Origin of the sequence: Vibrio sp. T3Y01, from assembly GCF_013114525.1 — a bacterium.
Lineage (GTDB): Bacteria > Pseudomonadota > Gammaproteobacteria > Enterobacterales > Vibrionaceae > Vibrio > Vibrio chagasii_B.
Window position 1 is genome coordinate 183394 of sequence record NZ_VTXJ01000010.1, and the last position, 23165, is coordinate 206558.

22 protein-coding genes and 1 pseudogene are annotated in these 23165 nt (G+C 44.8%); 14 read left to right on the plus strand and 9 right to left on the minus strand.

Annotated elements, in window-relative coordinates; translation table 11 throughout:
* Nucleotides 1-6: 6 nt before the first annotated feature.
* Nucleotides 7-435, plus strand: a complete 429-nt coding sequence (locus F0232_RS13370) for a RimK/LysX family protein (protein ID WP_019824668.1) — start codon at nt 7-9, stop codon at nt 433-435.
* 123 nt (nt 436-558) lie between these two features.
* On the opposite strand, the gene F0232_RS13375 is transcribed toward F0232_RS13370, so the two are convergent.
* Nucleotides 559-1347, minus strand: coding sequence for an MBL fold metallo-hydrolase (locus F0232_RS13375; protein ID WP_105057955.1), 789 nt, complete (start codon nt 1345-1347; stop codon nt 559-561).
* A gap of 201 nt (nt 1348-1548) precedes the next feature.
* On the opposite strand from F0232_RS13375, the gene F0232_RS13380 reads away from it, so the two are divergent.
* From F0232_RS13380 to F0232_RS13390, 3 genes are all read left to right on the plus strand, one after another.
* Nucleotides 1549-2151 carry a 2OG-Fe(II) oxygenase gene (locus F0232_RS13380; RefSeq protein WP_105057954.1) on the plus strand — a complete coding sequence of 201 codons (603 nt, stop codon included), beginning with the start codon at nt 1549-1551 and terminating at the stop codon, nt 2149-2151.
* 210 nt (nt 2152-2361) lie between these two features.
* Nucleotides 2362-3081 carry a glycerophosphodiester phosphodiesterase family protein gene (locus F0232_RS13385; protein WP_105057953.1) on the plus strand — a complete coding sequence of 240 codons (720 nt, stop codon included), beginning with the start codon at nt 2362-2364 and terminating at the stop codon, nt 3079-3081.
* A 159-nt stretch (nt 3082-3240) separates the two neighbouring features.
* Nucleotides 3241-3978 carry a sulfite exporter TauE/SafE family protein gene (locus F0232_RS13390; protein ID WP_061031311.1) on the plus strand — a complete coding sequence of 246 codons (738 nt, stop codon included), beginning with the start codon at nt 3241-3243 and terminating at the stop codon, nt 3976-3978.
* 40 nt (nt 3979-4018) lie between these two features.
* Here F0232_RS13390 and F0232_RS13395 read toward each other — a convergent pair whose 3' ends face one another.
* Both F0232_RS13395 and F0232_RS13400 read right to left on the minus strand, forming a co-directional pair.
* Complete coding sequence (locus F0232_RS13395) at nt 4019-4798, minus strand: murein L,D-transpeptidase family protein (protein WP_105057952.1); 780 nt, start codon at nt 4796-4798, stop codon at nt 4019-4021.
* Nucleotides 4799-4800: 2 nt separating this feature from the next.
* Nucleotides 4801-5283, minus strand: coding sequence for a GNAT family N-acetyltransferase (locus tag F0232_RS13400; RefSeq protein ID WP_061031313.1), 483 nt, complete (start codon nt 5281-5283; stop codon nt 4801-4803).
* Between the two features lie 202 nt (nt 5284-5485).
* Here F0232_RS13400 and F0232_RS13405 point away from each other — a divergent pair, with 202 nt between their 5' ends.
* The 3 genes from F0232_RS13405 to grxB all read left to right on the plus strand — a co-directional run bounded on the left by F0232_RS13405 (nt 5486) and on the right by grxB (nt 7732).
* Nucleotides 5486-6466 carry a Gfo/Idh/MocA family protein gene (locus tag F0232_RS13405; protein ID WP_105057951.1) on the plus strand — a complete coding sequence of 327 codons (981 nt, stop codon included), beginning with the start codon at nt 5486-5488 and terminating at the stop codon, nt 6464-6466.
* A 164-nt stretch (nt 6467-6630) separates the two neighbouring features.
* Nucleotides 6631-6789 (plus strand): hypothetical protein, encoded by a 159-nt coding sequence (locus tag F0232_RS13410; protein ID WP_008221767.1) that lies wholly within the window; start codon nt 6631-6633, stop codon nt 6787-6789.
* 310 nt (nt 6790-7099) lie between these two features.
* Nucleotides 7100-7732, plus strand: coding sequence for a glutaredoxin 2 (gene grxB, locus F0232_RS13415; RefSeq protein ID WP_105057950.1), 633 nt, complete (start codon nt 7100-7102; stop codon nt 7730-7732).
* A 107-nt stretch (nt 7733-7839) separates the two neighbouring features.
* Here grxB and F0232_RS13420 read toward each other — a convergent pair whose 3' ends face one another.
* On the minus strand, nt 7840-8673 hold the full coding sequence (locus tag F0232_RS13420; protein ID WP_008221770.1) for a pyruvate, water dikinase regulatory protein: 834 nt from the start codon (nt 8671-8673) through the stop codon (nt 7840-7842).
* A gap of 178 nt (nt 8674-8851) precedes the next feature.
* Here F0232_RS13420 and ppsA point away from each other — a divergent pair, with 178 nt between their 5' ends.
* Nucleotides 8852-11224, plus strand: coding sequence for a phosphoenolpyruvate synthase (ppsA, locus tag F0232_RS13425; RefSeq protein ID WP_105057949.1), 2373 nt, complete (start codon nt 8852-8854; stop codon nt 11222-11224).
* A gap of 85 nt (nt 11225-11309) precedes the next feature.
* On the opposite strand, the gene F0232_RS13430 is transcribed toward ppsA, so the two are convergent.
* Both F0232_RS13430 and F0232_RS13435 read right to left on the minus strand, forming a co-directional pair.
* On the minus strand, nt 11310-12095 hold the full coding sequence (locus F0232_RS13430; RefSeq protein WP_105057948.1) for a hypothetical protein: 786 nt from the start codon (nt 12093-12095) through the stop codon (nt 11310-11312).
* Between the two features lie 66 nt (nt 12096-12161).
* Complete coding sequence (locus F0232_RS13435; protein WP_105057947.1) at nt 12162-13532, minus strand: serine hydrolase; 1371 nt, start codon at nt 13530-13532, stop codon at nt 12162-12164.
* Nucleotides 13533-13627: 95 nt separating this feature from the next.
* On the opposite strand from F0232_RS13435, the gene F0232_RS13440 reads away from it, so the two are divergent.
* Complete coding sequence (locus F0232_RS13440; protein ID WP_105057946.1) at nt 13628-14638, plus strand: AraC family transcriptional regulator; 1011 nt, start codon at nt 13628-13630, stop codon at nt 14636-14638.
* Nucleotides 14639-14642: 4 nt separating this feature from the next.
* Here F0232_RS13440 and F0232_RS13445 read toward each other — a convergent pair whose 3' ends face one another.
* Complete coding sequence (locus tag F0232_RS13445; protein WP_105057945.1) at nt 14643-15758, minus strand: hypothetical protein; 1116 nt, start codon at nt 15756-15758, stop codon at nt 14643-14645.
* Between the two features lie 320 nt (nt 15759-16078).
* Here F0232_RS13445 and F0232_RS13450 point away from each other — a divergent pair, with 320 nt between their 5' ends.
* Nucleotides 16079-17413 carry an MATE family efflux transporter gene (locus F0232_RS13450; protein WP_105058830.1) on the plus strand — a complete coding sequence of 445 codons (1335 nt, stop codon included), beginning with the start codon at nt 16079-16081 and terminating at the stop codon, nt 17411-17413.
* Nucleotides 17414-17483: 70 nt separating this feature from the next.
* Here the strand turns inward: F0232_RS13450 and F0232_RS13455 are convergent, their stop codons facing one another.
* Nucleotides 17484-17624, minus strand: a complete 141-nt coding sequence (locus F0232_RS13455; protein WP_155647287.1) for a hypothetical protein — start codon at nt 17622-17624, stop codon at nt 17484-17486.
* A gap of 300 nt (nt 17625-17924) precedes the next feature.
* Between F0232_RS13455 and F0232_RS13460 the strand changes: the two genes are divergently transcribed.
* The 4 genes and pseudogenes from F0232_RS13460 (at nt 17925) to F0232_RS13475 (ending at nt 21852) form a co-directional block, all read left to right on the plus strand.
* Complete coding sequence (locus F0232_RS13460) at nt 17925-18590, plus strand: transcriptional regulator (protein WP_171750835.1); 666 nt, start codon at nt 17925-17927, stop codon at nt 18588-18590.
* Nucleotides 18591-18614: 24 nt separating this feature from the next.
* Nucleotides 18615-18998: a RidA family protein gene (locus F0232_RS13465; protein WP_105057943.1), complete on the plus strand. Its 384-nt coding sequence runs from the start codon at nt 18615-18617 to the stop codon at nt 18996-18998.
* Between the two features lie 37 nt (nt 18999-19035).
* Nucleotides 19036-20442 (plus strand): cation:dicarboxylase symporter family transporter, encoded by a 1407-nt coding sequence (locus tag F0232_RS13470; RefSeq protein ID WP_105057942.1) that lies wholly within the window; start codon nt 19036-19038, stop codon nt 20440-20442.
* 77 nt (nt 20443-20519) lie between these two features.
* Nucleotides 20520-21852 (plus strand): annotated as a pseudogene (locus F0232_RS13475) (CoA-disulfide reductase).
* 812 nt (nt 21853-22664) lie between these two features.
* On the opposite strand, the gene F0232_RS13480 reads toward F0232_RS13475, so the two are convergent.
* A complete protein-coding gene (locus F0232_RS13480) occupies nt 22665-22871 on the minus strand; it encodes a hypothetical protein (RefSeq protein ID WP_171750836.1) in 207 nt (68 codons plus the stop codon).
* Nucleotides 22872-23165 lie beyond the last annotated feature (294 nt).

Genomic DNA, 23165 nt, shown 5'->3' on the forward strand with positions numbered 1-23165 from the left:
AATGACATGAACAATAAAATGATCATAGGGAATACAGAAGCACTTTGCTTACCAGAGTTAGGGATAACTGGACTACATACACGTGTTGATACAGGGGCTAAAACCTCTTCTCTACACGTAGACAATCTACTATGTGTAAAAACAGACGGTGAGAACTTCGTTGAATTCGATCTTCACCCAGACGTTTACCACCTAGAAGAGACAGTGCGCTGCAAAGCGAAACTGAAAACAAGTAAAAGAATCAAATCATCGAACGGCGAAGTTGAACACCGTTGTGTGATTGAAACCATGCTAAAAATCGGCGGTCAGGAATGGCCTATCGATATCACGCTAAGCAACCGTCAAGATATGACTTATATGATGCTGCTTGGTCGTCAAGGCATGAGTGACAAAGTGATTGTTGATCCAGCGGGTGAATTCCTGCTGACTCACTAATCAGAGTCATCGTAACCGCTCCACAGGTTATAATTAAAGCTCGTCACAACGATATAAGGCCAGTCTCATGACTGGCCTTATTGCTTTCAATTCTTTAATTTCGAGTTGCCACTTTTGGCTGATCTATTTCTTAGATTTACCATGAAATTGAAAACCAAAACGCCAAATCGATAACAACAGTTTCTTGGCTTTGATTTTTGTTACCCGCCAATGTGTCACCGGTCTTCTTGGGGCGCTCATCAATAAGTGTTCAAAAGCTGTCTGACTAAAATCGACTTGTCCTCCATGCGCCACCAGCAAGGTATCAAGTTGCAAGTCATAGATGCGAGATACTGACTCTCGGTACTTGTTAGGGTGAAAGATAGGGAAAGGCGGAATCAGCTTCTTTTTCACTTCCACCATGAGGTCTGCCACATAGGCAACGCTGTGAGATGGGCAATAAACCGAAAGATCTCTGTCGGTGTGGCCCGGGGTTTCTAGAACCAACCAATCATCAAAACCCGGAATGCTCTCACCATCCGACAGTTTGTAGTCCGGCTTTAACTTTCTTGAATACCACAAGTTCGCTTTCGGCTTTCCTAAGCGGTTTGCCATCCATCTTGCTAATGCTAGATCGGTCAAATGCATCAAGATACCATCGATACCGTGATACCAATCCTTATCTCGGTTTGCTGCCACCAAGTTACAGCTCGTGAGCTTTCTGAGCTTGTGCGCTGCCCCTGCATGGTCAGGATGCATGTGTGTCACCACAACCGTGTGGAGATCAGAAAAATCACGCATAAGTTCGGTTTCAATGAAAGTCTTCAAATGCGGGATGTCGGCTCGACATGCGCCATCAAGCAACAGTAATTTGTCCGGATACTCGACCAAATACATGTCTTGGATATAGCCTTTAATGGTATGCAGTTGCAAACCCACTCCTTGTGATAATTCAACTGGTCAGACCTATACCATAGCAAACTCATATTTATTTGTAACAAATTTGTTAACTACAAAATCACATCAAAGTACCATGCTCTTCCGCTTTTTATCGTGACGACAAAATACGTGATTTGTTGACCTAAGTTATTAGGACTATATATGCGCCTCTAATTTATTGTCTGAGTGCTATACATGAACCAACTAATCGATGCTCTTTCTACCCAAGGCTACTTTGTTTGGGATGACTTCTTAACGCATGAAGAAGTGGTGGCATTGAGGGATTGCATTCCAGAGAACTGGAAAAAGGCTAGGATTGGCCGTAACGATGAAGTAACGCGAGAGTCGACCATTCGTAGCGACAAAATTCAGTGGGTACACCGCGACATGGGTGAGCCTGCTTCTCTGTTCCTCGACAAAATGGAGCAGATTCGTTTAGAAGCAAACAAAGCGTTCTTTTTGGGTCTGTTCGAGTACGAAGCGCACTTTGCTAAATACGAAAAAGGCGACTTCTACCAAAAGCACTTAGACTGCTTCAAAGGCAATGAGAACCGCCGTCTGACTACCGTGTTCTACATGAATGACGAGTGGACAGAAGAAGACGCAGGTGAGCTTGTAGTTTACGATCTACAAGACAATCACATCGCAACCATTCCGCCAAAATCAGGTCGCCTGTTTGTGTTTTTATCTGAGCAGTTCCCACACGAAGTTCTGCCAACCAACACAGAACGATTCAGTATCGCAGGTTGGTTCCGTATCAACGGCGTGAAGGACAACCAACTCGATATCGCTCACTAAAGCGAGGTTCGAGTCAAAGCTTAATCTCATCCAAAGCCTCTCCACTCGAGAGGCTTTCCTATTAGTACTGCTAGAAAAGTAGTAATAGAAAAATATCACTTTTATGAGCCGAATCCTGTGTAGAGACTCTTGCCCAGCAATTACTCTGGCGTATTCGGGAAAACTGATATTTAATAAATATTTACGATGCGCATTCAAGAAGGATTAATTATGTCATCTATCATCGTAGGTCACCGTGGTGTAGCGGGTACTCACCCAGAAAACACCAAAGCAAGTATTGAACAAGCTGCTAAACTTGGCTTGAAATGGATTGAAGTCGATATTCAGCAAACTCAGGATGATGAGCTTGTCGTTTGCCACGACCACACTCTCGAACGCTGTAGTGATGGCAAGGGCCGTGTTGATGAACACACTTTGGCAGAGCTGCGTCAGCTTGATTTTGGTGGCTGGAAGTCAGAACAGTTCGAAGGAGAAAGAATACTCACACTTAGCGAGTTACTTGAACTTGTTGAAGAACATAACCTAAGCGTTAACCTAGAGATAAAAGTCGATAGCCGACACCAAGCCCCTCATGTGGTTGATCTTCTACACAGCGAGCTGATCCGCTCAAACATAGACACGGACAGAGTGCTGCTTTCAAGTTTCAGCCATGAAGTTGTTGCAGAAATGGCTCACCACTTACCAAGATACCGCGTTGGCGTGATCACAGAGCAGCTCTCTCAAGACGATCTTCTGCTTATAGATCAGGTGAAAGCGTTCAGTTGCCACATGAATTACGAAAACGTCAATCAGGATGATCTTAATACGCTTGCCGAAGCAAAGATTCAAACATGGTGCTACACCGTCAATGATCCGTCTAAGTTCAAATTTCTATCCACCGTCGATGCGATATTCACTGATTTTCCAGATAGATTTAGCGCGAAAAATTGACCAAGCAAATACCAAAGTAGTAAACGTTTAAGACGGGAAAATTTACCTCGATAAACCTTAAAATTAAGTAGCAAACACAAGTGAGTAGGAGTACATTCCGCTGCTCACTTGGTTTCATTAGCTCGCACTATTTAGGCAGCTTTATTGGTTACTTAATTTATGGATCTCATTTTTAGTCCAACTTTCCCAATTTTGGGTGCAATCTTCATTTTTGCCGCTATCGTTCGTGGCTTCTCAGGCTTCGGTTTCACCCTAGTCGCATTGCCTCTAAGTGCGTTATTCGTGCCGGTTATTGAGCTTGTTCCTGTGTTCATGCTTATCGACCTACTTGGCAACGTTCAATTACTGCCTAAGGTCAAAAAACATGTCAATTGGCGCTGGGTAGCCAAGGTATTTATTCCTTGCCTTGTGTTCACACCTGTTGGCCTGGTTTTACTCAAATCAGTTAGCCAAGACACCATTATCTTGATCATCAGCGCCTTTATCTTTGCGTCTGCACTTATGATCTACCGAGGCTTTCAATATAAAAGTGAACCGAGATTTGCTCCCTATATCCTAGGAAGCCTTGCTGGAATAATGAATGGTGCGGCTTCTATGTCTGGTCCACCAATTGGCACCCACGCATTGGCGAGCCCTGTGGCCCCGCACGTCGCCAGAGCAGGTTTGATTGCGTTCTTTGTATTGGCAGATTCGAGTGCCTTTGTTTCTGCATCCATTGCGGGGCTCGTCGACCGTGATGTGGTTTGGCTTACATTGGCACTGTTACCAAGCAGTATGTTTGGTGGCTATGTGGGTTCGAAACTGTTCGAAAGATTTGGTGGCGAGAAATTTAAGCCTGTCACTATCGGGCTGCTTATCGTGATTGCATTCTTTAGTGCTGGTCGAGTTCTGCTTTAACGAGCTGTCTAATTTCTGAAAGGAAAATGGGTACCAGAGCCTACCATTCGATGTGGATAGGGGTGCCCATTTTGACTAGTTGAATAAACTCATCCATATCTTGGTTGGTTAATGCGATACAGCCATCTGTCCAATCGAAACTTTGGATAAAACCTGGCGCACGACGTTCACCGTTTTTAATACCATGAATTTTGATGTTACCACCTGGGTCAACATCATTCTCTTCAGCCCACTGTCTATCAGAAGAGCGCGGATAGTTGATGTGTACCGAACGGTAAAACTCAGAGCGCTCCATGATATAGTCGAGCGTGTATTCCCCTTCTGGCGTTCGGTTATCCCCTTCAAAGCGTTTATGACCTTTCGGTTCCTTACCCAAAGCGATACGAAACTCTTGTACCACTTCATCCCCTTTGAGCAGGTACATTCTGCGTTTCGATTTATCGACTTTCACTAAGGTCACTACTTGCAACAGAGGATCAATTTCAGAAAAAGAATCGGGCGCCATGTAGGGTTCTAATAATGAAGCTTGAGCAGAAGCTTTAGGTAAGCGTTGCGATGAACCTTGTGCCAGCTGAGCAATTTGAGTGGATTGACCTTCACCCAGCGCCTCATCCACATCAATCACATGCTTTGATTTTGAAGTGCCAGTAGAGTTAGGAGAGGAAGTTGAGATGCGTTGTGAATGAGCTGGTGCTGACTCAAAGACAATGGTTTCAATAGCGGTAGCGTCAGACACTATCTTCTCAACGACGATCTTTTCGGCGAGTACAATCGGACTCATCAAAAATAGGCATAGTGATAGTGGTAAAAACGGACGCACCCTTATATCTCCTCAAAACGCATCGACATGATTCGGGACTGAGTCTCCATTCCTAGCGACTCATAAAAGCTCTGAGCTTGTTGATTAAACTCCATCACCTCTAATCTTAATTCGATCGCTCCTTGAGCTTGCGCCCATTGATTGAATGACTTCATTAGCGCTCGACCAACGCCTTTACTCTGAATTTGGTCACTCACCACAATAGTGTTCACTCTCGCCACCTTATGAGACTGAATAAAGCTCACGCCTTTGTTCTGCGTGACCTTACCCGCGAGAAAACCAATCACTGCATCCTGTTCAACAGCGACAAAGAAAGCCCCAGTAGGGTCAATCATTAAGCCCAGCCAGTACTCCTCGCTGTCTGCTTTGCTTTGTGACGGCGGTGCAAACACCATAGGCGCACCGAGATGATGTTGATGATTTATCTGATCAGAGAGCGCTAAAATCGCGTTGATGTCAGTTACCTTAGCATTCCGAATTTGCATATCATCACCTTGTTTGAATTCAATAACACCTTAGCAAAAATGGCTTAAATGTGCACCGTTCTACTGGTCGACTCAGACACTCTGTGAAGGCAGGTGATCAATATTAGGCACTAAGTTTAAGGAAATTGTTCCGCAAATCTCGAACACAACCCCCGCCTTTGAGTGCTACTATCTTCGCAGACCCTAAGTATCGGATACCACTATGATTAAGTTCGCTGTAATTGGAACCAATTGGATTACACAAAAGTTCGTTCAAGCTGCACATGAATCACAATCGATGCAGTTGACTGCCGTTTATTCGCGAAACCTAGACCGCGCCGCGCAGTTCGCACAAGAATTCAGTGTTGAAACCACATATGACTCACTCGACGCATTAGCCAACGACAATACGGTTGAAGCGGTATACATCGCCTCACCCAATTCGCTGCACTGTGAGCAGTCGATTCTGATGATGGAGCATGGTAAGCACGTCATCTGTGAGAAGCCTGTTGCATCGAATATTGTGGAAGCCACACGCATGTTTGAAGTCGCTGAGAAAAACGGTGTGGTACTGTTTGAGGCGTATAAATCTCAATTCCTGCCTAACTTTAAGCAAGTCCAACTTGGGCTAGAAAAAATCGGCAAGGTACATAAAGCGCACATCAACTACTGCCAGTATTCATCGCGTTACCAAAAATACCTGAATGGTGAAAACCCAAACACTTTTAATCCGGCTTTCTCAAATGGCTCATTGGTCGATATCGGCTTCTATTGCGTTGCAGCAATGGTAGCGCTGTTTGGTGAACCTGATAACGCCCAGGCATCTGCAAAACTGCTGGAATCAGGCGTTGATGCGCATGGCTGTGCCATCTTCCAATACACTGAATTTGACGTGACCCTTGCACACTCTAAGGTCAGCGACTCATATGCGCCAAGCGAGATCCAGGGTGAGCATGGTGCGATCATCATTGATCACATCGCTGAATGCACCGACGTTAAGATCCGCTATCGTGATGGCAGCATTGAAAATCTCACTCAAGTGCAAAGCGAAAACTCAATGAGTTACGAAGCGCAAGCCTTTGCTGATTGTATTGCTGGCGATCACACCACACAAACCGATGCTAAACAGCGCGCATTAACCGTTGCCAAGTTAATTACAAAGATGCGTCAACAGGTTGGTGTCGTTTATCCTGCAGATAAATAATACAGACCATTAAACTAACACTCTGATTTTAATCACATATCAGTTTATGCATAACTAAATTTAATCCTTACGACAAATAACCGGATTAGTTGATCAGAGGGCTATCTGATTAAATCCGCGTTCGATATCTATCGTATTTATTTAATTTATTGAAGGTGTGTAAAGTGTTTTCAGTTGACGATCGCGTTGTAGCAACAAAAGGTGTTGAACTTGGTGAAATGGTAGTAACTGGTCTAAGTGCTGGTGGTTACTACGTTCACGTTACAACAGTAGAAGGCGCAATGCCGCTTACTTACCCAATGCAAGATCTTAAAAAAGCATAGTCTAACCGCTCTGCTCTTTTAGTAGTCACTCTGCTAAAGGTAACAAAATTGAGGCCTTGGCTGCTTTACTCTTCTGCATTAGAGTGAACAGCCAGGGCCTTTTTTATATCTGCTACTTACCGCCAGCCTTCCTACAGGTTTAGTCATTGCAGCAAATTCGGTTCCAACAGACAATAGGATAAATTAAAGCGTAACAACAAAGGCTTATTGCCTACTGATACGCACTCTCTATTGATGTTTAGTGTTTACAGAATTTTCTGGTACATTAGCATCACCTTATACTCACAATGACCATGAACTGAGGGAAGCTATGAAGCTTTATATTTACGACCACTGCCCTTTCTGTGCACGTGTCGCCTACATTGCTCAATCTCTAGGCTTAAACATCGAACTTGTTTCTGTGGATTATGATGATGCACAAACTCTTATCGATTTAATCGGTAAAAAGATGGTACCCGTATTACAAAAAAACGATGGCTCTATCATGGCTGAGAGCCTAGATATCATCGCTTACTTCATGGATTTGAAATCTAGTGACGAGCAGCGTGAACCATCAGAGCAAGTGACCCTGTTCCAAACTCGCGCATTCCCGCTAAGCCAGCGCATCGGTTTGCCACGTTGGTGGAAACTAGACCTTGCTGAGTACCAATCACCAGCAAGCAAAGAAGCATGGCGCGCAGCCAAAGAAACCGAAGAACTCAACTTCGACAAGCTGATTGAGCAAACACCGCAGTTTGTTGAACAGATTAACCCGCTTCTGAAAGATGCAGAGCTGCTACTGAACTTAGAGAACGGGGAGTCTTCGCAGCCTCTTATCGACCAAGCAGTGTACTTCTCTATGCTGCGTGGCTTCTGCGTTGAGCCAAGCATCACATGGCCACCAGCTCTAGAACGTTGGTTAGAAAAGCAGAGTGAAACGCTAAAACTGTCTCTTCTTCGCTAGAACGATTGCAACAAGCACAAACAAAAAATCGAAGCCATCAGGTATCTCTCCCTGCTAGCTTCGATTTTTTTATCTTTCACTATTTCGATGACATCAAGCTCTTGTTATTACAACAGGCGCCTTCTCAAGCCGGTTCGCTCTAGGATACGGGTAGAAATCTCTTCAACCGATAATGAAGACGTGTTGATGTAAGGCACAGCTTCTCTACGGAACATCGCCTCTACGGTTTGTAGCTCATACAGACACTGTGAGTCGCTCGCGTATTCACTGCCCGCTAAACGATTCTCACGGATTTCAGTCAATCTTTCTGCATCAATGGTTAAACCAAACAGCTTATGTCGGTATATCTCAAACTCTGGCAGCAGCTTTAATCGTGCCAAATCATCATGAATGAACGGGTAGTTTGCCACTCTTAAACCAAACTGCATCGCCATATACAAGCTTGTTGGCGTCTTGCCACTTCGAGATACCCCCAGCAAGATGATGTCGGCTTCTTCCAGCCCTTTGAGCGTGATGCCATCATCGTGTGCGAGTGTGTATTCGATTGCGGCAATACGGTCGAAATACTTCACCGAGTCCTTGTTCACACTGCGTGAGCGTTGCAACTTAGGAGTCGGCGCCATATGGATGTCATCTTGCACCTTCTGAACAATACTTTCCAACACGTCATAGCAATGGGCAGGCGCTTCAAGCAACTTCGCTTTGATTTCAGGAATCACAATCGAAAAGAACACCAAAGGTTGCTGGCCACTCTCACGGTACGAAGTTTCAATCTCTTTCAATAAATCAGAAAGTTTGTCCTCACTTTCAACAAAAGGAAAGGTTTTCTCATTGGCTTTGAAGGGAAATTGACCTAGAACAACATGCCCTAAAGTCTCACATGTTATGGCCGTTCCATCAGAAACATAGAATACATCACGACTTTGAATATCAATTTGCATTTTTTATTTAATGTTTAAAATTATTTTGAGTAGGATGGTAACCATAATATATATAACAAAACCCTGCTGACTATTACGTCCCCCACAGCTTTAAAAAATAATTTACATTTTTTTAAACTGATACGTAATCGTTTGCCTTTAAATCCCTACAATGCTTGCTATGTTTCTGGAGAAATAAATGCAAAATAATACCCTATGGTTCAATGGCCTATCCATGGAAGATGTCGACAAAGTCGGCGGTAAGAACGCCTCACTGGGCGAGATGGTTTCTAACCTATCCAATGCTGGTGTTTCTGTACCTAATGGTTTTGCTACCACTTCGTATGCGTTTAACGACTTTCTTGACTACAAAGGTCTTGATGAGCGCATCCACCAACTACTTGATGAACTTGATGTTGAAGACGTTGACGCACTGCGTAAGACAGGTGCAACGATTCGACAATGGGTTCTAGACGCACCCTTCCCAGAATCACTAGAGCAAGACATCCGTGATAACTACCGCGAGCTAATCGAAGACAACGAAGAATTGTCTGTAGCTGTGCGTTCATCTGCAACCGCAGAAGACCTTCCAGATGCTTCATTCGCAGGCCAGCAAGAGACCTTCCTTAACGTGAAAGGCATCGACGCCGTACTAGAAGCAACCAAGCACGTTTACGCGTCTCTGTTTAACGACCGCGCTATCTCTTACCGTGTACACCAAGGCTTTGACCACCGTGGCATTTCATTGTCTGCGGGTATTCAACGCATGGTTCGCTCAGACAAAGCCTCTTCAGGTGTGATGTTCACACTGGATACAGAGTCCGGCTTCGACCAAGTGGTATTCATTACCTCTTCTTGGGGTCTAGGTGAAATGGTTGTTCAAGGTGCTGTGAACCCAGATGAGTTCTACGTGCACAAGCCAATGTTAGAAGCAGGCCACCAGCCTATCGTGAAGAAGACCTTTGGTTCTAAGTTGATCAAGATGATCTACTCAACCAACCAAGAAATTGGCAAACAAGTTGATATCATCGACACCGATACGCAAGAGCGTAACGAGTTCTCACTAAATGACGAAGAGATCAAAGAACTAGCAAAACAAGCGATGATCATTGAGAAGCATTACCAACGCCCGATGGACATTGAGTGGGCGAAAGATGGCATCGATGGCAAGCTTTACATCGTTCAAGCTCGTCCAGAGACGGTATGTTCTCAAAGCGACCAAAACGTTATCGAGCGTTACGAGCTGAACAACAAGGCCGATGTGCTAGTTGAAGGCCGTGCGATCGGTCAACGTATCGGCTTTGGCCCAGTTCGTTTGGTTGACTCTCTAGACCAAATGTCACTGGTTCAAGAAGGCGATGTACTAGTAACAGACATGACAGACCCAGATTGGGAACCTGTGATGAAGAAAGCCTCTGCGATTGTTACCAACCGTGGCGGTCGTACTTGCCACGCAGCAATCATCGCTCGTGAGTTAGGTATTCCAGCAATCGTTGGCTGTGGCAGCGCAACAAGCAACCTTGAAGACGGTGCGACCGTGACAGTCTCATGTTCTGAAGGCGAAACCGGTTATGTCTACCAAGGTGAGCTAGAGTTCGAAATTAAACGTTCTGAGGTTGATGAGCTACCATTGCTACCGACTAAAGTGATGATGAACGTGGGTAACCCAGATCGTGCTTTCGATTTCGCGCAAATTCCAAACGAAGGTGTTGGCCTTGCTCGTCTAGAGTTCATCATCAACAAGATGATCGGTATTCACCCGAAAGCACTGCTTAATTTTGACGCACAGTCTGATGAGCTTAAAGCTGAAATCACACAGCGTATTCGTGGTTACAAAGATCCTATCGATTTCTACGTAGGCAAACTAACAGAGGGCATCGCGACCATCGCTTCTGCATTCTGGCCTAAGCGTGTGATCGTACGTATGTCTGACTTCAAGTCGAACGAATACAGCAACCTAGTCGGCGGCAAAGAGTTCGAACCACATGAAGAGAACCCAATGCTGGGCTTCCGTGGTGCATCTCGTTACATCTCGCCTGTATTCGAAGACTGTTTCGAGCTAGAGACTCAAGCGATCAAACGTGTTCGCAACGAAATGGGTCTTAAGAACGTTGAAATCATGATTCCATTCGTTCGCACACCAAGTGAAGCGGCATCGGTTATCGACATTCTGGCTAAATTCGACCTTCGCCGTGGCGACCAAGGCCTGAAAGTGATCATGATGTGTGAGCTACCATCGAATGCAATTTTGGCTGAAGAGTTCTTGAAGTACTTCGATGGCTTCTCTATCGGCTCAAACGATATGACTCAGCTGACGCTTGGTCTAGACCGTGACTCTGGTGACGTTGCACACCTATTCGATGAGCGTAACCCAGCTGTGAAAGCGATGCTGAAAATGGCTATCGACGCGGCAACCAAAGCCGGTAAGTACGTGGGCATTTGTGGCCAGGGCCCATCTGACCATGATGACCTAGCGGAGTGGTTAATGGAGCAAGGCATCAGCTCTGTATCCCTAAACCCAGATACAGTTATCGATACATGGTTGAAGCTAGGCAACGTTGCTAGCAAGTAACCTTCTCTAATCAAGATACGAATAAAGCCAGTCAGTACGACTGGCTTTTTTATTTACTGTATTTTAGGACGAAACACGGAGCACTTTAGAAGTAGTATCTAACGCCTACCCAAGCTTCAGTTTGCCACTCACTCGGCATAGACAAACCATTCACATCGATATCACCTTTAGTGATGTCATATCGAGTATTCAACCACCAAGTGCGGGCACTGTTCATTGGTACATTCAGTGATGTTTTCAACGAGAAGTTTTGCATGTTGATATCACTCCCCGATAGATCTTGCCACTCTGGCACTAAAGAAACATAAGCACCTGAATCACCTAAGTGCTTTGCCGTGATAAGCCCAAGCGAATAACCTGTTAAGTCGTCTTTAGATGAGTTCATAGCGGGAATCTCCATACTGCCTGTCATCAAACCAGCTCTTGGGAAAACCAAGAAGCCACCGGTATAAGCTGGATTGATTGCTACAACACCGCCGACCGACAACAAATCATTTTTAATGCTTGTGCGTGTATTGACGTAGTCTAACGACAGACCCACTTTAGGCGTAGCCTTAGTACCTGTCTCGAAAACATGGAAATACTGGATTCGCGAATTGCTGTATTCCGAACCAAAGTCGTTCGGATCGCGCTGTACTTCATCATTGTCATCAACAAAGGTCGCTTCTGCGAGTAACGCAAACTGCTGACCGTTATCCATACCACCAGAAACCTGTCCCTGAAATTGAATATCAGAACTGCCGCTCACCATCAGCGCAGTCTGTGTATACACCTTAGTCACGTCGGCAGGGTCGATAACGCGCTCTGACTCAGCATGTACGGGAATCGATAAACCTAAGCTCAATGGAATAATAAGGGCAAACTTTTTCATTATATCTCTCGAAAGTCGTTTGCTTCTTCCTTGAAGCTAGAAAGTCCTTCTGTCTCAAATGGGTTGTTATTTGTCAGCAAGTAGTTTTGCAGCAGAACGCATCAGTGCAGGGCCTTTGTTCTCACCGAAACCAGAGTGGTAAGGGTTGTTCGAAAACATTACGCCAACAAAATCACGCTCTGGATCGATGTAGATGAACTGACCAAGGTTGCCACTTTTCGACATAGCACCATCATTGAAGATGAAGTCGAATTGGTAGGCGTTGTAATCGGCTTTTTCGTTGTAGGCGTGCAGTGAGCTGCTCTCTTTGCTAGTACCAACAAAGGCTTTTGGATCACCACCGTTGCGAATACGATCAATCACGGCTTGCGAGATAACCGGCTCATCCGCTACTGCTTTCCAGCTTGGCGTAAACAGAGTGCCCCAGCGAGCCATGTCTTCAACTGTTGTCGACACCAAACCAACGGCGATCGCCATGCCATCAGGCGTTAGGTTGAACTCCATCGATTGGCGTGCATGTACTTTTGACCAAACACGGTCTTCAAACACTTGAGTCCATGTTTTGTTTTCGATGTTCTCCACCATTTTGGTCAGAACCATGGTGTTGATAGATGCGTAACGGAAATGGTCGCCCGCTTTTTCACCTTCGAGTTTCTCAGCCCCTCTTGCCACATTCATCCATGTTTCCATCTCGCCTGTTTTAGCTCTTGGCGAGTTGAATGAGGCTGCAAAGAAACGCACAACATCTGAGTCAGGGTTTAAGATCGATTCAAGCGTCTCTTCGTTATCAAGCGCGGTAGACATATTGAGCACTTGATGCACGGTGATCGCTTCCCAGTTAGTCCCTTTCAGTTCTGGAACATAGTGAGTAATGCTCTTTTCTGGATCGACTTTACCCTCTTCCACCAGCATCGCGACAACCGTACCAACCGTAGTCTTGGCCGTTGAAGCCCAAACGTGACTGTCTGTTGGGCTCATCCCCGGATACGCTTCGTAAACGATCTCACCTTTGTGAATTAGCATGAAACCTTGAGTTCTGAACTGTTCGTCAGCAAGGTACTCAGCCATTGTCAGCTCGCCCTTGGTGTCTGTTTCTACCTTGAGCTTGGCAAGGCGTGGGTCAATATTTTTCACCAGTGGCTTATAGTTCTCGCTCGGTGCAGCAAACGCCGTTGGCATAAACTCACTCATGTGCAAGTTGTAATAAACACTGTGGTCACCACCCATTTGCCAATGGAAGTTGTTGAAGTTTTCTCGTGCTGCGTTGACAAATTCAGGGGTGAACGCCTTTGGTGCATCTTTGACAGTCAAAGTCACTTGAGCACCTTCAACTTTAAGTGCAGCTTCCACTGGGTTATATGCAAATACAGTTGATGACACAGCAAGCGATGAAATAGTGAGTGACGATATAATTAGGGTAAGGGGTTTAAGTTTCATGTTCTTCTCCTCATTTGGGTTGGAAGAAGTATATGGAGTTGCGCTACACTTAATTAGGTCATTTGGTGACATTTAGAGAGTGAGCGTAAACAGCAATGAAAGCATCATCGAACACCACCAACATACTGCTGAGCTCTACCAGTAACATCGCGCCCTATATCCAATATTGCGAAAAGCGTTCTCTTAACTGGCGCTCGGTTGCTACCGAATGTGGTCTGCCAATTGAACTGACGCACTCTAACCAGTGGTTACCTACCCAAGATTTGATTCGCTTTATTCATGGCTTAGAGCGGGCATTTGGCGATTCGATAGGGATTGAGGTTGGACGCAAAGCGACGCTTGAACAACTCTCACCAGAACTAAGTAGACAAATCAGCCAATGTACATCCCTTGAGCAAGCGATACGCTGCTTAATTGCGGAGATGCCTACCTTAAATAATCACGTCTCCATTTGGACGGAAAAGCGAGGTGGAATGTGGTGGCTATGTCATCGCAGCAGCTATCACCCTTCTACCGTAGGGTTTGAGCAGGCTGAGTGGTTTAGAGCCCTTACCATAACTAGCCTATGCCGCCTTTTTATTAATGAGCGCTGGCAACCTTCACACGCCAAGCTTGTTTCTTCTGGCAAAAACGCCGACAGGCTTCCGCACCATTTCCACTACACTAACATTCAGTTTCAACAGTCATATGGTGCAATAGCTGTCCCTCTAACGGATGATTATCGAGCTATCTCTGAACAAGATGCCTCACAGAACTGGCATCAAGCAGTCGAAACTTTGATTAATACCTATGCGACCTTGCCTTGGTTCAACATCGAATGGTTTGCCAGCATGCTCGGCATGACAAAGCGGACACTGCAACGAAACCTGAAGAGTAGAGATATTCTATTTAAAGAAGCCAAGGAAAAGGTGCGGGAAAACAAAGCGAGAAAGCTCCTTGAGGAAACAGAGCTATCCGTGCAAGAGATCAGCTGGCAGGTGGGCTACAGCGATTTGAGTAACTTTAACCGTGCCTTTAAAGGTTGGCTGGGGTGCACAGCACCAAGCTATCGAACTAAAACGAAAAAGTCCGGCCAAACGACCGGACTTCAAGGGAATCAACAATAAATCTCTAGTCTAGCAGGGCTCTGGCATTATCACCTTGCTCATAGATATACAGGCTGACACGCGAAAGTATGGTTATCTCTTCCATGCTCACTTGAAGTGAGTTCTGCCCTCTTCCTAGATTCGCTCTTAGGCGGTTAACGAGTTGTTGAACTGCCTGCAAATCATCTCTCGCTTTTGGCACACGAGTATTCATAAAGGTGAACCACTTTTCACTCATGTTACGGCTTATCTTGGCGAGCACTTCGCTATTGGTAATGGTAAATGCTTTATCAAGATTGCCTCCATCTCGAAGGATGTCATAGATGATGTGGCCGTTCTTCTTCGCCACCATCATGTTCTTGGTATTGAGCTGCAGCTCACCAATGTGCCCATTGGCCATCTTTAAGAAGAACTTAATGTCTTTGTAGCCAGCGTCTGTTGCACCACAGTTGAATTTCGCGTTGTCGCCTTGGCTGGTACCGTAGCGATCTTTCATTGCAGATTGGTGATGCTTCAGCTCGACAAACTCTTTGGTCAGGATGATCATCGCTTTGGCTATGATCATATCTTCCATGGTTTCGAATACGATGGTCATGCGGGCTGCATCTTTCAGGTCACCAATATCGTAATGACGTTTACGGTTAGTGATCTTATCTAGCGCCCCATGGAAATCTTTTACACCTAGATAAGCTCCCGGCGGCTGTTTGAGTGTACCGTTACATACTGAAGCCACTTTAACAGCAAACTCTCTGAGCGCCTCTTGCGCCTCAACGGTTTCCATAAACATCATGAAAAGCTGCTTTTTCTTAAGCGTGGCATTGGCAACCTGATTTCGAGAACCAAAATCTAGGTTGCCGTTTGCTAGCTTCTGACTCGATGACTCATCCAAGTAATTATGAATCTTCTCTTTCTGCGTCATGATATCGAGAATGACCTGATCTTGCTTTTTATTGGCGTCATTCAGGTAATCGAAATTTTCGACCTTCTGCTTCAGAGCTTGTAGCTTCTGTTGGTAATCTTTGACGTTAACTAGACGAAAGCCCTGAGACATGATGCCTTGCTGGTTTATCTTGGCGAGCACCTTCGCCTTATTCTTCCTAACTTGCTCTTGGCTAATCTGAATTACTTCTGTGGTCGGCATATCTTAGTTCCCTCTCCAATATGCAGTTCATTCTGTACTGTCGGATGCACTATCCGTTTTCCTATAACGATATTAGTTTATAGATTTGATAATTACATCAATCAATAACGATAAGCCTATAAAATAGCTAAGGTTTGAGAGGTAGTTCCATAAAGACACAGCACCAAATGTTCTAAGTACACCTCAATCTAAAGTAAGGAATATGCCGAGATCCGGTAACAATGATTGGTATCGAGCTGACCTTACGTTATCCTTTACCCAATTCTTCACAGATAGGCTTTCTTCACAATGAGCCTCTCTTCAAGACCAATAAGACAGATATGAATTCGACTACCGCAACCCCTTCGCCTTCACTTGGCCGACAACTCTATACCATGACATGGCCAATGCTGTTTGGGGTACTTTCCCTTATGAGCTTCCAACTTGTAGACAGTGCCTTCATTGGTCAGCTCGGCGTTCTGCCGCTTGCTGTTCAAGGTTTCACGCTGCCTATACAGATGATCATCATCGGAATTCAAGTCGGGCTAGGCATCGCGACAACTGCTGTGATAGCGAGAGCGATTGGTGCTAACGAAATTCGCTACGCTAAGCAGTTAGGTGGATTAGTAGTTGCAATGGGCAGCGTGAGTGTCGCGCTTTTCTCCGTGATCATTTATCTGCTTCGCGGCCCCATTTTAGAATTGCTCGACGCACCAGGAAGCGTATTGCCGATCATTGATTCTTACTGGATCTATTGGTTAATCAGCTCTTGGACAGGTGCACTACTCTACTTTTACTACAGTGTGTGTCGTGCCAACGGTAATACTATGCTGCCCGGCTCAATGATGATCGCAACCAGCATCATCAACCTTATATTGGACCCAATCTTCATCTTTACGCTCGACATGGGTATCAACGGTGCAGCGATTGCGACGATTTTGGCGTTCGGTGCGGGCATCTTTATCGTGGCGCCCAAAGTCACCAAGAAACATTGGATGACGTTCGACTGGCACGATCTTGACATCGGCAAGAGTGTTCGCTCGATTGGCAACATCATGGGTCCTGCGATGGTAAGCCAATTGCTGCCACCTGTATCCTCTATGTTGGCGACTAAACTACTGGCAGGCTATGGTACGGCTGCCGTTGCGGCTTGGGCGCTGGGTTCTCGTTTTGAGTTTTTCTCGATTGTTGCGGTGCTTGCATTGACCATGTCGATGCCGCCAATGGTTGGTCGTATGTTGGGAGAAAAAAACCTAACTGACATTCGGAGCTTAATTAAGATTGCAGCAACCTTTGTACTTGGTTTTCAAATCGTTATTGCGCTTGTTACGTGGGTATTCTCAAGCGGATTAGCAGGATTGATGACCAGCGATAGTGAAGTAACCACAATCCTAAACTATCACCTCATGATTGTCCCAATTAGCCTTGGTCCTTTGGGAATCTGCATGCTAATGGTGTCGGTTTCGAACGCCCTAGGTAAGTCTTACACCGCATTAACGATTTCAGCGCTACGTCTGTTCGCTTTCTTCTTGCCTTGCTTATGGGTTGGCTCTCATCTTGCAGGAATTGAAGGTCTGTTCTGGGGTGCTATGGTCGGTAATGTGTTTGCCGGTATCTGTGCATGGTTTATGTACCGACGCGCGCTTGGGCAAGTTGAGGCTAAGCTAGCCAACTAGCCGCTAGCGAGTTGTTAGCTTTTAGTTATTAAATTCCAAAAAAAAGCAGCCACTTAGGCTGCTTTTTTAGTTATCCAAGTTCTGATTTAAGATCCTTCCGCTGACTATCCTTTGTTACTGAATTCTCTTCGATTAAGCCTCCTTTACCCCAAAAAAACATACCAACCAGCATAATTTCAATCTCAGAATTACTAGCTAGATTTCCGGACATAAGAAACATCCATAGAACCGATTTTTATGCCCCTTTAGAATTTGTTCTAGATCATTAAAGTGTTCAAAAATGCAATCTTTGGTTTTAAATATTTAAACTTTGATGAAGTTTAAGAAATTAAACCATATCGAAGATGATTTGGTGATCCTGTTCAAATTACGCTCTTAATTTAAGTTAATTTTTCGTTATTTGTTGATGTTTTGAACGTTTTTACGGTTTACAGAAGTTTACTCCACCTTGTTCAAATACTACCAAAGGAGTGGATTTCAGCCATTGAGTTCAAAAATGTAAATCGAAATCATGAATGTAAAACAAGTTCGATTCACCGATGAAGACAGAGAATGTTTAAGAAATTACTTCCGCTTGGCGGACACAATTGCTGACTTGATTGGCCCTTATTGCGAAGTGGTCATTCACTCCTTTGAAAGCCTAGAAAACTCTGTCGTGAAGATCGTCAATGGTCATCACACAGGTCGTGAAATCGGCTCGCCTATCACCGATTTAGGTTTACGCATGTGGAGTACATTCGAGAAAACTGGCGAAGTTTCTCCAAAGAGCTATTTCACCAACGCAGCAGACGGTTCCCTACTGAAATCGACTACCTGTGTGTTGGCTGGTCCACAGCAAAAACCGATCGGCATGCTGTGTATCAACATGAACTCATCTTTCCCATTTCCAGAAATCGTCAAGACGCTAATGCCGCAGTGCAATGTACCTCAAGCCATTGTCAGCGAGACCTTCAGCAACAATGCAAATGATGTGATTCAACAAGCATTGAGTTCAGCCATTAAAGAAGTTGAGCAAGACGAGACGATTTCTTCCAAAGGTCGCAATAAAGCCATCATCCGTTGCTTATTTGATAACGGAGTATTTGAGCTAAAAGAGACGACAACACAAGTATCAGAGCAACTTGGGATCAGCCGACAGGCGGTTTACAAGTTTATCCGTGAATTTAAATCAGAATAAAACCAATAATTTAGGAGTTACATCGTGAAACAGATCATTGCCACTGAACAAGCACCTGCAGCTATCGGCCCTTACTCACAAGGTACGTCTTACGGCAACATGGTTTATACATCAGGTCAATTACCTCTCGTTCCAGAAACGATGCAGTTTGTTGAGCGCGGCATCAAAGAGCAAGCTCGTCAGTCTCTAGAAAACTTAAAAGCGGTATTAGAAGCAAGTAATGCGGGACTGGACACAGTACTGAAGACAACCTGCTTCCTATCTGACATGGAAAACTTCGTTGCCTTTAACGAAGTGTACACAGAAGTGTTTGGTACAGAGAACGCACCTGCTCGCTCTTGTGTTGAAGCAGCAAGATTACCAAAAGACGCATTGGTTGAAGTTGAAGCCATCGCATACAAGAAATAACCGACTTAGTTATTAATGGGTATCATAGGAGATTCTCATGAGCGTTTCATTTATTGGATTAAGCATACTGTTCTTTGGGTTCTACGCACTGCTGTCGAACTTCAAAAAGCAAAAGAAAAGTTTTAACTTCCGCGTACTGAGTGCGCTTGCTGCTGGCTTACTGTTCGGTGGTGCAATTCAACTTGTTTTCGGTGTCGGTAACGTTGCAACATCTGGCTTCGCTGAACTGATTTCAGTGTTCGGTAAAGGCTACATCAAACTTCTACAAATGATCGTTATCCCACTTGTATTCGTGGCGATGATCTCTTCGATCATGAACGTTGAAGGCGGTGGTGCGCTATCTCGTATCGCACCAAAGATCATCGGTATTCTACTTTTCACTTGTGCAATCTCAGCAGCCGTTGGTATCGCGAGTATTTACCTATTTGGTATCGATGCAAACGCGCTAGTCAGCACAATCGGCACCAACAGTGCAATTGAAGCCCGCGGTGATTCACTGGTAGCAACACAAGATGCAATGGCAAGCAGTGGTCTGTCTGGTATGGCTCTGTCTATCATTCCAACCAACATCTTTGACATGCTAACGGGTTCTCAACGTACTTCTACGTTATCAACTGTATTGTTCGGTATGTTCCTTGGTTACTGTATCCTTCAAGTGAAGAACCGTAAGCCAGAGAAAGTGCAAAACTTCGTTGATTTCATCAACTCTGCAAAAGAAGTGGTTCTTTCAATGGTTCGTGAAATCCTGAAGCTAACGCCTTACGGTGTATTTGCTCTGATGACCACGTTCATGATGACGAATGACCTGTTCGCACTCGCTGAAATGGGCCGTTTCCTTCTAGCGAGCTACGTAGCAATCGGCGTAATGTTCGGCATCCACTTCGTGATGGTGTCAATGTTCGGCCTTTCTCCTGCTAAGTTCATGAAGAAAATCTGGCCGGTACTAGTGTTCGGTTTCGGTTCTCGCTCAAGCATGGCTGCTATCCCGCTAAACGTTGAAACACAAACTCAACGCCTAGGGGTAGACGAAGAAACAGCAAACATGTCAGCGACATTTGGTACCAGTATCGGTCAAAACGGCTGTGCGGGTATCTACCCAGCAATGCTAGCCATCATGGCGGCACAAGTGATGGGCATGCCAGTTGACTTAGGCTTCATCCAGCAATTGATTGCTGTTATCGCGATTGCTTCATTCGGTATCGCGGGTGTGGGTGGCGGTGCAACGTTCGCAGCAGGAGCAGTACTGACCATCATGGGCCTAGACATCACAGTAGTAGCGATTCTGGTTTCTATCGAAGCACTGATTGATATGGCTCGTACAGCGCTAAACATCTCAGGCTCTATGTTGTCTGGTGTTCTAACAGCTAAGAAAAACGGCTCGCTAAACACAGAACAATACGACGCTGACGTTACAGCGACAGTATCAAAAGAAGCAGCAGTATAATTCTCAAACTTAATTAAGGGCACTCCTCGTGAGTGCTCTTCTGTTTTTCCTGAGTTCAGGCTATTTAGGTAATAAATATGAAAGTTGTTGTTATAGGCGGTAGCGCCGCTGGTATGAGTTTCGCAGCAAAATACAAACGTAATCAACCATCAGACGAAGTCATCGTATTAGATAAACGCAGTTACATCTCTTTTGGAGCCTGTGGCTTACCTTACTTTGCAGGCGGCATGTTTGATGATACCGAACGAATGATCTCTCGTACGCCAGAACAAGCAATCAAATCTGGCTTGGATGTACGCGTAGAAACAGAAATGGTGTCGTTCGACCGTACTGAAAAACATATTACAGTGCGTCACCAAAACGTAGAGAGCACTATCGATTACGATATGTTGGTCATTGCGACAGGCGCACGTCCGATCGTTCCCTCATTCGATGAATTCAATCCGGAACACGTATACACACTAACAAGCATGGAAGATGGTTTAGCAGTAAAAGAAGCGCTTAAAGATGATCGTAAACAACGCGTGTGCGTCATTTGCGCAGGCTTTATCGGGCTGGAAGTCTTCGATGCGGCACATGGCTTAGATAAGCACGTGACGATCATCGAACGTGAACAGCACATCATGAGCCGTCAGTTCAGTTCAGTTCAGTTCAGAAATCATTGAAGTAGTCGAAGGTGCTATTCGGGAGTCAGGTGCAGATCTTAAAACAGGTTGCAGTGTGTCAGCTATTCGTGATGCTGATCAAGGTGGTTACATCGTTGAAACCGATAACGGCAATGTCGAAGCTGATATCGTTATCCTGTCACTCGGTTTCAAACCAAATACTGAAGCATTCGAACTACCAAAAGCAGCAAATGGCGCGTTATTGGTAAATGAATATGGCGCTACTGAAGACGCTTATATCCATGCAGTCGGTGACTGTGCCGTTGTCCATCATATGGCGCTAGGCAAACCCGTTTATGTTCCTCTAGCAACTACAGCCAACAAACAAGCGCGTATGATGGCTGACAAACTAGCAGGTAAAGATACCTATATGTCAGGCTTCTTAGGTTCGTCTTGTTTGAAGGTGCTCGATTATGAACTGGCGTGTACTGGCGTAAATGAACTTTTGGCGAAAGAACATAACTTAGATGTGAAAGTATCAACAATTTCAGACAAGAACCAGACTGATTACTACCCTGGCCAAGAAGACATCAAAGTTAAACTGGTTTATCACCCAGAGACTAACGTTCTACTTGGTGGCGAGATCGTGGGTAAGAAAGGGGCTGTAGGCCGTATTAACGCTCTAGCTGTTGCCATCACTGCAAAGATGACCACACAGCAACTAGGTTATATGGACTTCTGCTACGCCCCACCATTTGCTCGTACTTGGGATGCACTGAACGTTGCAGGTAACGTAGCAAAATAACGAGTGCAAGTTTCGAGGAACGTACAGTTCAAACATCAAAGCAGAGCCTGAGCGCTCTGCTTTTTTATAGCCTCAACTCTACAAAGCTTACAGCTAGATAAAATAGCTATTTATCTAATGTAATTGAGCTTTCTTTTACCAAATTCAAAACGTAAAAAAGCCCGCTGATTTCTCAGCGGGCTTTCTAATGGTGGTGGGGCGAATGGGATGGTAACGGGAACTGGGAATTCTTAGTGTTAATCGATTGATTTACAAATAAAAGTTCAAATTCATACAATCCAACTTTCTAGCCCCAACTTCATATATTTATGCTTCTGATTGGTATTACGCACTTGCGTCAAAGAAGCATAAATACACTCAAGCGGATAAGAATCAGTCAATGTAGGAGCCAGAAAAAAGTGTCTCCAAATCGACTACAGTCTCTTTAGCAAAAATAGATAGGCCCTTCAGAGCCACACTTCTGAACTATAGTGTTTACTTTAATTCATCTTGGGCATAGACATGCTAGTACTGATCACACAATACATTCTGCACACGTCAAGAAATCACAACCACTAAGGGCAAGACTGGTGAATTGAAGTGCATGTCCAAGTATGGATGCATAATTGTCAGAGTCAGGAAAATACTCTATTCGCATGCCAAACGGCAGACCTGAACTTATCGTCAACATTTAAGCGCCTGCCATTTAATAAAAATGGCACTATAACAACGTCATAAGGCAGTTGTTCTGATGTGTTCAGAGAAATGTACCCTTGCTTAACGAGAGCTTGCTTAAGGTCATGGAACTGCGGAGGGTCGAATGTGTAACAGCCTCAGTTGTAGTAAAAGCCTTGGCAGCTCACCACACCATTTTCTGAATTTGCTAACCGCAGATATCGTTGACTGATAGTGAATGAGTCGGCACCCATTTGGTCGAATTGATAATTGTAATCAGTCGATAATGGCTGGTATTCACTTTGATTTCGTCGATCTTTTATTGATTTCATCAGTTCAGCAACATTGCTATATAAGTCCGCCATGTCCAACTCTACTCAACTGTTCCCTTTACTGAGTTTAACATAAACACCGAAATTGTTCATGTTAGTGGCTCTGCTACTGGCATAGAAACATCTGGAGAGGCCTATGTTGGGATTCGTAGTTTACACAGCTAAAATCGATCTGGGGCAGTGACTAAATCTTCGTTACTTGAGTCTGTCTGTGCTGAGCAATTTGTCATTACTGAGGGAACATGACGGGATAAGTACCAACCGATTCTGTCATGCCTTTATATTCTAGTATTCATATCGTTCAACTGCCTCACACATCGATACTCA

Excerpts from the sequence above, each read along its gene's own strand:
- F0232_RS13400 (WP_061031313.1), bottom strand. The coding sequence starts at position 5,283 with ATGCAAATTCGGAATGCTAAGGTAACTGACATCAACGCGATTTTAGCG.
- F0232_RS13470 (WP_105057942.1), top strand. The coding sequence starts at position 19,036 with ATGAGCGTTTCATTTATTGGATTAAGCATACTGTTCTTTGGGTTCTAC.
- ppsA (WP_105057949.1), top strand. The coding sequence starts at position 8,852 with ATGCAAAATAATACCCTATGGTTCAATGGCCTATCCATGGAAGATGTC.
- F0232_RS13430 (WP_105057948.1), bottom strand. The coding sequence starts at position 12,095 with ATGAAAAAGTTTGCCCTTATTATTCCATTGAGCTTAGGTTTATCGATT.
- F0232_RS13435 (WP_105057947.1), bottom strand. The coding sequence starts at position 13,532 with ATGAAACTTAAACCCCTTACCCTAATTATATCGTCACTCACTATTTCA.
- grxB (WP_105057950.1), top strand. The coding sequence starts at position 7,100 with ATGAAGCTTTATATTTACGACCACTGCCCTTTCTGTGCACGTGTCGCC.
- F0232_RS13480 (WP_171750836.1), bottom strand. The coding sequence starts at position 22,871 with ATGGCGGACTTATATAGCAATGTTGCTGAACTGATGAAATCAATAAAA.
- F0232_RS13385 (WP_105057953.1), top strand. The coding sequence starts at position 2,362 with ATGTCATCTATCATCGTAGGTCACCGTGGTGTAGCGGGTACTCACCCA.
- F0232_RS13420 (WP_008221770.1), bottom strand. The coding sequence starts at position 8,673 with ATGCAAATTGATATTCAAAGTCGTGATGTATTCTATGTTTCTGATGGA.
- F0232_RS13370 (WP_019824668.1), top strand. The coding sequence starts at position 7 with ATGAACAATAAAATGATCATAGGGAATACAGAAGCACTTTGCTTACCA.
- F0232_RS13455 (WP_155647287.1), bottom strand. The coding sequence starts at position 17,624 with ATGTCCGGAAATCTAGCTAGTAATTCTGAGATTGAAATTATGCTGGTT.
- F0232_RS13460 (WP_171750835.1), top strand. The coding sequence starts at position 17,925 with ATGAATGTAAAACAAGTTCGATTCACCGATGAAGACAGAGAATGTTTA.
- F0232_RS13450 (WP_105058830.1), top strand. The coding sequence starts at position 16,079 with ATGAATTCGACTACCGCAACCCCTTCGCCTTCACTTGGCCGACAACTC.
- F0232_RS13380 (WP_105057954.1), top strand. The coding sequence starts at position 1,549 with ATGAACCAACTAATCGATGCTCTTTCTACCCAAGGCTACTTTGTTTGG.
- F0232_RS13440 (WP_105057946.1), top strand. The coding sequence starts at position 13,628 with ATGAAAGCATCATCGAACACCACCAACATACTGCTGAGCTCTACCAGT.
- F0232_RS13405 (WP_105057951.1), top strand. The coding sequence starts at position 5,486 with ATGATTAAGTTCGCTGTAATTGGAACCAATTGGATTACACAAAAGTTC.
- F0232_RS13390 (WP_061031311.1), top strand. The coding sequence starts at position 3,241 with ATGGATCTCATTTTTAGTCCAACTTTCCCAATTTTGGGTGCAATCTTC.
- F0232_RS13445 (WP_105057945.1), bottom strand. The coding sequence starts at position 15,758 with ATGCCGACCACAGAAGTAATTCAGATTAGCCAAGAGCAAGTTAGGAAG.